Annotated in this window: 11 protein-coding genes; all 11 read right to left on the reverse strand. The window is 58.0% G+C overall.

Annotated features, from left to right (window positions below; translation table 11 throughout):
* Positions 1-203 precede the first annotated feature (203 nt).
* The gene (locus WCX18_RS12835) at positions 204-656 is read right to left on the reverse strand and encodes a low molecular weight protein-tyrosine-phosphatase (RefSeq protein ID WP_345988451.1); all 453 of its coding nucleotides are present in this window, start codon (positions 654-656) and stop codon (positions 204-206) included.
* A 2-nt stretch (positions 657-658) separates the two neighbouring features.
* The gene (locus WCX18_RS12840; RefSeq protein WP_345988452.1) at positions 659-2,950 is read right to left on the reverse strand and encodes an AMP-binding protein; all 2,292 of its coding nucleotides are present in this window, start codon (positions 2,948-2,950) and stop codon (positions 659-661) included.
* Positions 2,947-3,585 (reverse strand): protein-L-isoaspartate(D-aspartate) O-methyltransferase, encoded by a 639-nt coding sequence (locus tag WCX18_RS12845; protein WP_345990815.1) that lies wholly within the window; start codon positions 3,583-3,585, stop codon positions 2,947-2,949. The genes WCX18_RS12840 and WCX18_RS12845 overlap by 4 nt, the downstream gene beginning before the upstream one ends.
* A complete protein-coding gene (locus WCX18_RS12850; protein ID WP_345988454.1) occupies positions 3,585-4,322 on the reverse strand; it encodes a carbon-nitrogen hydrolase family protein in 738 nt (245 codons plus the stop codon). The genes WCX18_RS12845 and WCX18_RS12850 overlap by 1 nt, the downstream gene beginning before the upstream one ends.
* On the reverse strand, positions 4,309-5,328 hold the full coding sequence (locus tag WCX18_RS12855; protein WP_345988456.1) for a ribonucleotide-diphosphate reductase subunit beta: 1,020 nt from the start codon (positions 5,326-5,328) through the stop codon (positions 4,309-4,311). Before WCX18_RS12855 ends, WCX18_RS12850 begins: the two co-directional genes overlap by 14 nt.
* A gap of 140 nt (positions 5,329-5,468) precedes the next feature.
* Positions 5,469-7,277, reverse strand: a complete 1,809-nt coding sequence (typA, locus tag WCX18_RS12860; RefSeq protein WP_345988458.1) for a translational GTPase TypA — start codon at positions 7,275-7,277, stop codon at positions 5,469-5,471.
* Between the two features lie 84 nt (positions 7,278-7,361).
* Positions 7,362-8,453 carry a dGTP triphosphohydrolase gene (gene dgt, locus WCX18_RS12865; RefSeq protein WP_345988460.1) on the reverse strand — a complete coding sequence of 364 codons (1,092 nt, stop codon included), beginning with the start codon at positions 8,451-8,453 and terminating at the stop codon, positions 7,362-7,364.
* Positions 8,450-8,704, reverse strand: a complete 255-nt coding sequence (locus WCX18_RS12870) for a hypothetical protein (RefSeq protein WP_345988462.1) — start codon at positions 8,702-8,704, stop codon at positions 8,450-8,452. The genes dgt and WCX18_RS12870 overlap by 4 nt, the downstream gene beginning before the upstream one ends.
* Positions 8,701-10,053, reverse strand: coding sequence for an FAD-dependent thymidylate synthase (locus WCX18_RS12875; protein WP_345988464.1), 1,353 nt, complete (start codon positions 10,051-10,053; stop codon positions 8,701-8,703). The genes WCX18_RS12870 and WCX18_RS12875 overlap by 4 nt, the downstream gene beginning before the upstream one ends.
* Before the next feature lie 99 nt (positions 10,054-10,152).
* Positions 10,153-10,278 (reverse strand): hypothetical protein, encoded by a 126-nt coding sequence (locus WCX18_RS12880; protein ID WP_345988466.1) that lies wholly within the window; start codon positions 10,276-10,278, stop codon positions 10,153-10,155.
* Positions 10,275-10,763, reverse strand: coding sequence for a crossover junction endodeoxyribonuclease RuvC (ruvC, locus tag WCX18_RS12885; RefSeq protein WP_345988468.1), 489 nt, complete (start codon positions 10,761-10,763; stop codon positions 10,275-10,277). Before ruvC ends, WCX18_RS12880 begins: the two co-directional genes overlap by 4 nt.
* Positions 10,764-10,838: the final 75 nt, after the last annotated feature.

Consider the following 10,838-nt stretch of genomic DNA (forward strand, 5'->3'; position numbering starts at 1 on the left):
ACGTGACATGTCAATGAGGGTAATCGATTGTCCCTGTCTGGTTCACAACACGGCACATCTCCGGCGGGGAAACAAACAGTTTCATACCGTTTGAGACGTCAAAACAGTGTCGAATTGTGGGAGCTTTTTTTAGGCCGAACCTTAATGGTATAACGGATTAGATAATAAAAAGATAATAGTGAAACATTAGTAATTGTTCGGATTCAGGCCAAATCCGTTTCCAGCCGCGTCAGAAGCCCGCTGCAGCAATGCTCGATCATCGAGAACACTTTTTCGAAACCTTCAAACCCGGGGAAAAAATAGGGATCCGGCACATCGGCACCCCCGTAGCCGAAATCACCGAGTTTGTAGACGTTAGCCATTCCCATGCGCTCGAGATCGGCAACGTTGTTTGCATCCAGCCCGACGATGACGTCAAAGGCCTCCGCATCGTCAGGACTCACCTGGCGGGCGCGGTAGGCACCGATATCCAGTCCGTGTTCCTGTGCGATCCTCACCGAGTGTCCGCAGGGAGGCTCGCCGATATGCCAGGAACCCGTACCGGCGGAATCGACCCGGAGATCCATCCCTTTTTCCGTCGCCTTCTCACGCAGGATGGCCTCGGCCAGCGGCGAGCGGCAGATATTGCCGAGACAGACAAACAGGACCGAACGCACCGTTAGCCGTTCGTATAGAGGTAGCGTTTGATCTTCTTCGTCGGGGTTTTGACGAAGGGTTCGCGCTGCTCGATGACCCGTGCGATCTTGGAGAACTTGGAAACGCTTTCGTTTGTCTCCGTTTTAATGCGCTCGAGCAGTTTTTCGATCTCTTTATGCTGCTCCGTATCGGAGAGCTTCGTGATGTCCATGTGCTCGTCCAATTTTTCATAGTTGAGATGGATGCGGGCTACCAGCTGTTTTTCCACGTCATAAACGAGGGCGTCCTCGACCAGCTCATCCTCCATGATCTTCGCTTCGATCTGCTCCGGGTAGATATTCTCGCCGCTGGGGCCGAGAATAACGTTTTTGGAACGGCCGCTGAGAAAGAGGTAGCCGTCAGCATCGAGGTAGCCAAGGTCCTCCGTATTGAACCAGCCGTCCTCATGCAGAACCTCCGCTGTTTTGACCGGGTCCTTGTAATACCCGAGCATCACGTTCGGTCCTTTCGCCCAGACAGTCCCTACCCCTTTATCATTCGGATCGACGATGCGCAGATCGACCGACGTTACGGCCGGCCCGATGGCACCCAGTTTTGTTTTATAGGGTGCGCCCGCCGCGAGCAGCGGTGCCGTCTCCGTCAGACCGTAGCCGATGGCATAGGGGAAGGCGGCATCGGCAAGAAAATGCTCCACCATCGGCGAGAGCGGCGCCCCGCCGACCCCGAAGATACGCAGTTCGCCCCCGAAGGTCTCCAGAAGCTTTTTGCCGGCGATCTTGTGCAGTGCCCTGCGGATGAACGGCACGGCATAGAGGGTGCGCATGAGAGCGTTCTTGTGGAAGTTCGGCAGAATGCGGTTTTTGAAGATCTTCTCGATGACGAGCGGGACGGAGAGAATCACCGTCGGTTTGGCCTGCGCCATCGCATCGATCAGGATCTTCGGCGTCGGAACCTTCGAGAGGTAATAGACGCTCGCACCGTTGGCCATCGGCAGCAGGAAGCCGACGGAACACTCATAGGTATGTGCCAGCGGCAAAATAGAGAGGAAACGGTCATCAGAGACCACTTCGACGACGCTTTGCGATACGAGCGCCTCGTATGCCAGCGCGCGGTGCGTCAGCATGACCCCTTTACTGCTCCCCGTCGTACCGGAAGTATAGATGATCGCCGCCAGATCGTCCTCAGAGGGCTTATAAAGGACATCGGTATGTCTGGAGCCCTTTACCCCCTCTTTGACCTTCTCGAGGATCGTAGGGCTCCTTTTTGCAAATGTAGGGTCGTCGCTGAGATCTTCGGTCAGGACAAGCATCGCGATCGAAGCAAGAATCCCTTCGTCGAGGGCTTCGCGCTTCTTGGCCGAAACGAAAACGGCCCTGCTCTGCGAATGGGCGATGATGTGGCGTACCTCGTTGTCGTGAAAATCCGGCAGGATGGGGACGATGACCGCTCCGAGCGTCGTGGCGGCAAAATAGACGACGCCCCAGTTGGGCATGTTCTCGCTGCAGAGTGCGACACGGTCGCCGCGGTTGATGCCGGCAGCCGCCAGACGCGATTTGAGCGCGTCGACTGCTTCTCCGAACTCGGCGTATGTCAGGGTCAGGCTTCCGTCGACGTTGCGCAGAATGGGCCGCGGCCCGTAGGCGGCCGTCGAACGTACCAGCAGTGCGCTGAGTGTCAGCTCCGGCAGTGTGATCTTGAAGCGCGGGTCGCTGTTGCGGTGGAAACAGACACGGATAACATCCGCAAGCCCCTGGTGCCCCTTCCCTTCATCCAGTTCGACACTGCATGCTTCGAGCGTTTCAACGTCGAACCAGGGGCGCTTGAGCTTCTCGAAGCTTTTGAGCTCGTAAAGCAGATCCAGCGATTTCGGGCCGCCCGAATCACGCTCAATCTGCGACGTTGCAAAAAATTCACCGGCAAAGACACCGCCTCTGTTGACGATGGAGAGCGCTTTGACGAACACCGCCGTGCGCAGCGGCTCCTCAAGGTGCAGGTAGGAGCAGAGCACCGCGTCGTAGGTCTCCTCCGGTTCCCAGTGCGCCAGGTCCAGATGGGTCACCTCAACCGTGACCCCCCTGTTCCGCGCCATCTCCTGCAGCTTCTCCAGCCCGACCTCGGAAGCGTCGATGGCGTGGGCTTCAAGACCGTTTTCCGCCGCGTAACAGGCGTTTCTGCCCTCCCCTTCGCCGAGGAAAAGGATCCGCGCGCCCCTGGGAAGTGCATCCATCACCTCTTTGAGGTAAGCGTTGGGCTGGGTACCGTACAAGAACCCCTCCCGTGAAAATTTCTCATTCCATACCTTGCCGATCTTCATTTCTGAACCCCGTCAAGTACCGGTACAAAAGAACACACTTCAAGCTCCTCTTCAATAAGCTGATCGCCTATTTTAACATAGCGGACGATAACCTGCCCCCCGTCGCGCACCATCGGCGCGACCAGGACGCCGCGGGGGGCGAGCTGGTCGATAATGGCCTGCGGGATATGCTCCGCGGAGGCGGAAAAGAGGATGCGATCGAAGGGGGCATAGGCGGGCCATCCCAGCTGGCCGTCATCGGTACGGGTGTGGATATTCGTAATCCCCTCGTCCCGGAAGCGCTTTTTTGCCTCGCGCATCAGCGATTCGATCCGCTCGATCGTGAAGACGCCGCGGAAGCGGTGTGAAAGCACTGCGGCCTGGTAGCCGCTGCCGCAGCCTATTTCCAGGACACGGTCGGCGCCGTCGCACTGCAGGTATTCGGTCATCTTCGCCACCGTCAGCGGCGAGCTGATCCACTGTGCCGCACCGATGGGCAGGGCATCGAGCTTGAAGGCGTGCTGTTTGAAGCCGTTGGGGACGTACACCTCGCGGTTCGTCGATGCAATGGCGTCAAACACCCCGTCACTGATCTCGATCCTTGCGCGGATCGCTTCGGCAAGTTTTTTATTGCGCATGGCGGCAATGGCATTCATCATCGTATTCCCGTATCAAGATAGCGGCGCATCTTTTTCACCTCGGCAGGCTCATAGGGCTGCACCAGGAGGGCATCCCCGCCGTTGCGCGCACACTCGCCGAAGGGGGTGATGATGCCGCTCTGGCCCGTCGTATCGTCGTTGGAGGTGTCGCTTTGCAGCACGTAGCACTCGTTGGCGACGGCCAGCCCCCGGCCGAGAATGTCGTAGTGCGCGGCGCGCAGCCGTCCCCACTGGGCCGGCACGCAGATGATCTCCGCACCGCGCAGCTGCTCCCACAGCGCCGTAAAACGCAGTTCGAAGCAGATCAGGATGCCGATGCGGATGCCGTCCACTTCGAAAGGAACGATTGCTTCCGAAGGGCCGGCAGCGAACCACTGCTCCTCCTCGCCGATGGTAAAGAGTTTCGCCTTCGCCTGTTCATGCAGCAGTGTACCGCCGTGGTAGACCCGTGCGACGTTGAAGACGCCCTCCTCTTTTCGGATGATCATCGTGAGGATCAGCGTACGGTTCCGGCTCTTTTCGCGCAGCTTTTCATCCGCGACGATTGCGAAATCGGCGGCCCTCTCGAAGGTATCGTAATCGAAATTGGTCAGGCAGACCTCCGGCGCCAGCACGATGGCGTTCTCTGGCGTGTCGTCGATCAGGGAAAGGAGCGTGGCAAGGTTTTCGTCGTAGAGGCGTCCCTGCGTCCCGAAGGTCAGGGTGCAGAGGGGACGCGGCTTAGAAGTCGTCAAAGCTGAGGCTGCCTTTGGAGTAGTTGGTGACGTTCCCTTCGAAGAAGTTCGTTTTCTGGTCGTTGAACTTGGAGAAGTCGTCGACCCACTTGATAGGGTGCGTAACGTTGTAAAGCTTCTCGAAACCGACCTTCGTCAGGCGCTCGTCGGCCAGGTACTGGATGTACTGCGCCACGATATCGTTCGTGAGCCCAAGGATCTGCCCCTGGGTGATGTACTGTCCCCATGCCGTCTCCAGTTCGACGGCCTGTTTGAACATCTCGTACACCTCCTCCTTCAGGTCCGCCGTAAAGAGGTCCGGGCGCTCGCGTTTGAGCGTGTTGATCAGGTTCTGGAAGAGCACCAGGTGCGTCACTTCGTCGCGCTGGATAAAGCGGATCATCTGCGCCGAACCCAGCATCTTGCCCGAACGCGCCAGGGTGTAGATGTAGGTGAACCCGCTGTAGAAGTAGATCCCTTCCAGGATCTGGTTCGCGAAGCAGGCGAGCACAAAGTTGCGCTCCGTCGGTTCCTTCGCCAAACGCTGATAAATGGCGGCGATCGCGTCGTTTTTCGACTTGAGCATCATGTCGCGGCGCCACAGTTCGTAGATCTCCGCGCTGTTTTTCGAGATGGAGTCGACCATGACGGCGTAGCTCTGCGAATGCAGCGCCTCTTCGAAGGACTGGCGCACGAGGATCAGGTTGACTTCCGGAGCGGTGACGTAGGGGTTGACGTTGTCGATCAGGTTGTTCGTCTGCAGGGAGTCCATGAAAATCAGCTGCGACAGCGCCTTGTCGTAGGCCGTCTTCTCCGCATCGGTCAGATTCTTGTAATCGATGGCGTCACGCGTCATATCGACCTCTTTGGGGAACCATGTATTGTTGAGCATCATCTCCCAAAGGTTGTACGCCCACTGGTATTTGATATTGTTGAGCTCGAAAATACCCGTAGGGTTACCCCCGAAAATACGGCGGTCATTGACGTGTTCGTGTGAATCCGGATTATAGATCTGTTTGCGCTGCATGCTGCTGATTCCTCGTCATTGTTAAGTGAATGATTATGGCGAAAGTGAGGTTTGAAATGCTTTAAAACAGTGGAGATTGCGTGGAAAAAATCGGGGGGTGCCCGGAAGCGTGACGCCCGGGCGAAAGTGTTGGAAATCGGTTATTTTTTGCTGCGGTCGTTGCGCTTGCGTTCGTTTTCCGTCAGGTAGCGCTTGCGGATACGGACATTTTCCGGCGTAACTTCGAGCAGTTCGTCATCTTCGATCCACTCCAGCGCTTTTTCGAGGTTCATATCGCGCGGCGGAACGAGTTTGATCGCTTCGTCGGCACCGCTTGAACGGACGTTGGACTGCGCCTTGCCCTTGATCGGGTTGACGGTCAGGTCGTTGGAGCGGGAGTGTTCGCCGATGATCATCCCTTCGTATACCTTGTCCTGCGGTTCGATGAAGAGGACGCCGCGGTCCTGGAGGTTGAAGAGCGAGTAGGCCATCGCCGTACCGCCCTCCATGGAGATCAGCGCGCCGTACTGGCGGCTTTCGACCGTACCGGAATAAGGGCGGAATTCCAGGAAGGAGTGGTTCATGACCCCCTCCCCTTTCGTATCGGTGAGGAACATGCCGCGGAAGCCGATCAGGCCGCGCGCCGGGATCTCGAACTCGATACGCGTATATCCCTCGCCCATCGGTACCATCGACTTCATCTCCGCCTTGCGCTTACCGAGGCGCTCGATGATGGTGCCGGTGAACTCATCCGGCGTATCGATGACCAGGTGCTCGAACGGCTCGCATTTGACCCCTTCGATCTCTTTGACGATGACTTCCGGACGGCCGATACCGAACTCATACCCTTCACGGCGCATGTTTTCAGCCAGAACGGTAATCTGCAGTTCGCCGCGGCCGGAAACCTTGAACTTCCCTTCGCCGATCGTCTCCAGACGCATCGCGACGTTCGTCTGCATCTCCGCCTCGAGGCGGTCTTTGATCTTGTTGGACGTGACGTGTTTACCCTCGGTACCCGCCAGCGGTGAATCGTTGACCGAAAAGACGACGGAGAGGGTCGGCTCTTCGATGTGCATCGGGTCCAGCGGCATCGGGTTGGACGGGTCGACGACGGAGTCACCGACGTCGACCGTTTCGAAACCGGCGAAAGCGATAATATCGCCCGCTTCCGCTTCATTGATCTCCATACGGCTGAGGCCGTGGAAACCGATCAGCTTGCTCAGACGTCCTTTGACCATCTCGCCGTCGGCTTTGGCGAGCATGACGTTGTCGCCCTTCTTGATCGTTCCGTTAAAGATACGCGCGATCCCGATCTTGCCGACGTAGTTGTCATAGTCGAGGGTAAAGACCTGGGCCTGCGCCGGGTTGCCCGCGTCGCCTTCCGGCTCCGGGATCTCTCTCAGGATCGCTTCGAAGAGGCACTCGAAGTTGCCGTCTTCATCGCCCATGTCCATCTTCGCGATCCCGTCGCGTGCCGCGGCGTAGACGATCGGGAACTCTAGCTGGTCTTCCGTGGCATCCATCGCGACAAAGAGGTCGAATACCTCGTCGACGACACGGTCCGGTTCGGCAGACGGTTTGTCGATCTTGTTGATAACGACAATGGGCTTCTTGCCCAGGGCGATCATCTTCTTGACGACGAATTTCGTCTGCGGCATGACCCCTTCGTAGGCATCGACGAGCAGCAGGACGCCGTCGACCATTTTGAGGACACGCTCAACCTCGCCGCCGAAGTCGGCGTGGCCCGGGGTGTCGATGATGTTGATCTTATGATCTTTGTAGCGGATCGCCGTGTTTTTGGAGAGAATGGTGATCCCGCGCTCTTTTTCAAGGGCGTTGGAGTCCATCGCACGTTCATCGACTTGCTCGTGGGAAGAGAAAGTACCCGACTGTGACAGCAGCCCGTCAACGAGTGTCGTTTTACCGTGGTCGACGTGTGCGATGACGGCAATGTTTCTGATTTTTTGCAAAGGAAAGTCCTTCTGAGGCGAATGAAGACGCCGAAAATTTTTCGCGATTATACCGCAAAAGGAGTTAGAAACGGGTTTGGTCGTTCAGATGCGTCCGTAAAGTTCATTGTAGAGCTTCATCGCGAAACGGTCACTCATCGACGCGATATAGTCGGCGACGACCCGGTGGCGCGTGCGGGTATCGAGCTGCGCAAAAAAATACTCCGGCATCATCTTGGGCTCGGACATCAGCGCCGTATAGAGCCCCCGGATCGCCTGTTTCCCGGCGAACATATGGCGCAGGATGGTTTTGTGCTGGTAGAGATGGCGGTAGAGCAGCTTTTTGAGCTTCTTAATCTCCGTCTCCAGCGCCGGCTCGAAGCCGACGGGCAGGGGCTCGGAAGAGGGGAGGCGGCCCGATTGGAGCGCCGCCACGCGGGGTTGCGAGTAGGCCAGCATCGAGTAAACAAGGTGGTTAATGAAGTGGGAGCTGAAACGGTAGCGGAACATCTCGTCGTTGCGCTCGTCGATCCCCTCATCATACACCTTCTGCAGGATTTCCGCGATCAGCGGGCTTTCGCGGAGCGTATCGAACGAGATCAGTCCCGAGTGCACCCCGTCGTCGATATCGTGGCTCATATAGGCAATTTCGTCGGCACGGTCGACGATCATCGCCTCGACGGAAGGGTGAAGCGTAAGATCGAAGGCCTCCTCGACCCAAGCCGGCAAAAAGCGTTTCTTGTAGGGGTAGGAGTGTTTGAGAATCCCTTCCAGCGTCGCGAAGGTGAGGTTGAGACCGTCGAAGGTCTTGTAGCGCTTTTCCAGGGCCGTCACGACCCGGAAACTCTGGAAGTTGTGCTCGAAGCCGTTGGGATGCCCGTCGGCTTTCAGAGACTCGTCAAGGGTGTCGCCCCCCACATGCCCGAAAGGGGTGTGCCCCAGGTCATGCGCCAGGGCGATCGCTTCGGCCAGCGGTTCGCGCAGCCCCAGGTCCGCCGTAATGGAGCGGGCGATCTGGCTCACTTCGAGCGAATGGGTGAGGCGGGTCCGGAAAAAGTCCCCCTCCTGGTTCAGGAACACCTGGGTCTTGTACTCGAGCTTTCGGAAACTGCCCGAATGGATGATGCGGTCGCGGTCGCGGGCAAACGGCGAACGGAAATCGTCGTCGATGCCGTGGAAGCGTTCGTCGGGTCTCATTCGGTGATCTTGTAGCCCTTCTCTTCGAGGCACTTGATGCATTCGGGCTCGACATCCCTCGGGAAGGCCGCTTTCGCCGCCGCTTCATCTTCGGCCGGGCCGTAGAAACGGCACTCCTGCATATCCTGATGGATCTGCTCCTGCGAGTACCCCTCCGGACACATCATTCCGCCGATGCGGATATTTTTTGTCGAACAGCCCGCCACACCGACCAGCAGCATCAACAGCGCCGCAGTAGCAATACGCATCATATCTCCCTCTTGTAATCTTCAAACTCGAGCTTCCAGACCTTGATCCCGCAGAAGTGGTCCCCCTCGGGGCAGGTCGGTCTGATCTTCATCGCAAAACGCGTCGCACAGGGCGGCAGCAGCTCTTCGGCCCCGGGGACAGCCATGGCGCGCAGCTGTTTCACCTGGGCGTAGACGATATCGAAGATCTCTTCCTGCGCGTTATAGCAGAGGCGCATCTGCGCCTTATGGTGGAAGGAGGTGAATTCGTCGCGTTCGACGAGTTCGATCTCGTGCGCATTGGAGAGCGCATAGGCCGCCTCGCCGAATCCGATCAGGTCGCGCTGGGCTTCGAAAAAGTCGTAACTCCGCGCGATCGCCCGTTCGTAAATGGCCAGTGCATCGGGGTTCTTGGCGATGATCGGCGGGGTGTAGTGCTTTCGGGCATAGATGGATGCCAGGGCAGGGCGCACGGCCGGGGAGCGGCGGTGGCGCTGGTTCTGTGCGTCGGCCGAGAGCGAGAGGCGGGTATAGGTGGAGAAGCCGCCCAGCACGCCGCTGTCGGGGAGCATCTGCGAAAAGCGCAGGACGTCCGCGTAGTTTTCGTTGACGTCAAAAGCCGCATCGCCGACGACGTCGTAGACCTTGACGGCTTCGTCGGTCACGCCGATCTTCGCCTTGTGCGCCGCCATGTCGAACGCCGGGAAGACGGGTGTGGCGGCGCGGGCATGCTCCACCAGCGGCGCCAGCGACGCATCCATCTCGACGAGTTTTGCCGCGACGATGTCGGCGAACTCCTCCGCTTCGCTCCGGCACTCTGGCATCGCTTTGGCCACGGCGATGTAGCGCAGAAGGGTGATGATGTTGACCGTGTGGTAAAGGTAGGCGCTCATCCCACCGGGCAGGACGTAACGGGCCATCTCCTGCGCTTTTTTCCGGCTGTCTTTTCTGCGGAACTTCGGCACGACCGCCTCGACGTCGGGGAGCAGCACCTCGATAAGCTGTTCGTAATCGTCAAAACAGCTCTGGTAGTACGTTTCCCAATCGCTGCGTTCTCCCGCCGTCGGGTAGACAAAATTCTCGATCTTCATCTTGGCATAGCGCTGGGAGACCTGTTCGGAGTTGTAGTACGGGTGCGCGTGCAGCAGCCGCCAGATCAGGTGCCGGCTCATCCCCGAGATGAGCATCGTGACATGCGTATGCATCAGCGTCGTATGGTGCCCGCCTTTGAAAATCCCCTGGAGCAGATCATCCTTGCGGGACCAGGAAGCGCTGGCCTCCGGGGTGACGATGCCGTTGGGAAAGTAACAGGTCCGCGCGGCGGACACCGCAACGTTGGAGGGGGTATCGACTTCGAGGAATTCAACCTGCATCCTGTGGCTCCGCTTCATGACAAATTGGGGTATTGTACCATCGGTACTTGAAAGCAACGGCGGCGGCAGGAAGCGTCCGGCCGTTTTCAGTTTTGCGCCCTACCGGCCGCGCTCCCCGAAAAAACTGACGGCGATGTAGATAATGCCGAAAATCACCGGCGCGGCAATCAGCCACGTGACGGGATCCTCGTACAGCACCGCATAGTCTTTGATCCACTCCATCATCTGGTCTCCTTTTTCGCGAGTCTGACCCGCTGCGCATGGGTAATGGCCACCGCGATGGCATCCGTAATATCGAGCGGTTTGATCTCCCGCGTGATCCCCAGCAGCCGCTTCACCATAAATGCGACCTGCTCCTTTGCCGCCTTGGCCTTGCCCGTCAGCGCCTTTTTCACCTGCAGGGGGGTATATTCGTCAAACTGTCCGAACTCCTGCAACAATTTTAACGTAATCGCGCCGCGGAACTGTGCCAGCTTGATTACCGTCTTCGGATTGTGCGCGTAGAAGATGTCTTCCATCGCCACTTCGTCGATTTTATGCGCCCGGAAAAGCTGTTCCAGCGCCTCCACCACCTGGGGTATCTGAAGCTGCAGCGCTTCGGGCTTCATTTTGATCAGACCCGCTTCGATCAGGCGCATCTTTGCGCCGTCGAGTTCGAGCAATGCGTACCCGCAGTTGCGCGTCCCCGGGTCAATGCCGAGAATTACCACGTATTTTCCCCCCTGTGAAAAAAGTTATTCACCTGTGAAAGTTTTTCTAAAAGCCCCGTGTTTACGTCACTTGAA

Source organism: Sulfurimonas sp. HSL1-2 (assembly GCF_039645565.1).
GTDB classification, from domain to species: domain Bacteria; phylum Campylobacterota; class Campylobacteria; order Campylobacterales; family Sulfurimonadaceae; genus Thiomicrolovo; species Thiomicrolovo zhangzhouensis.

What these genes read in the sequence shown, in the direction of transcription:
- WCX18_RS12840 (WP_345988452.1), bottom strand. Translation starts at nt 2,950, where the DNA reads ATGAAGATCGGCAAGGTATGGAATGAGAAATTTTCACGGGAGGGGTTC.
- WCX18_RS12845 (WP_345990815.1), bottom strand. Translation starts at nt 3,585, where the DNA reads ATGAATGCCATTGCCGCCATGCGCAATAAAAAACTTGCCGAAGCGATC.
- WCX18_RS12855 (WP_345988456.1), bottom strand. Translation starts at nt 5,328, where the DNA reads ATGCAGCGCAAACAGATCTATAATCCGGATTCACACGAACACGTCAAT.
- dgt (WP_345988460.1), bottom strand. Translation starts at nt 8,453, where the DNA reads ATGAGACCCGACGAACGCTTCCACGGCATCGACGACGATTTCCGTTCG.
- WCX18_RS12870 (WP_345988462.1), bottom strand. Translation starts at nt 8,704, where the DNA reads ATGATGCGTATTGCTACTGCGGCGCTGTTGATGCTGCTGGTCGGTGTG.
- WCX18_RS12875 (WP_345988464.1), bottom strand. Translation starts at nt 10,053, where the DNA reads ATGCAGGTTGAATTCCTCGAAGTCGATACCCCCTCCAACGTTGCGGTG.
- WCX18_RS12880 (WP_345988466.1), bottom strand. Translation starts at nt 10,278, where the DNA reads ATGATGGAGTGGATCAAAGACTATGCGGTGCTGTACGAGGATCCCGTC.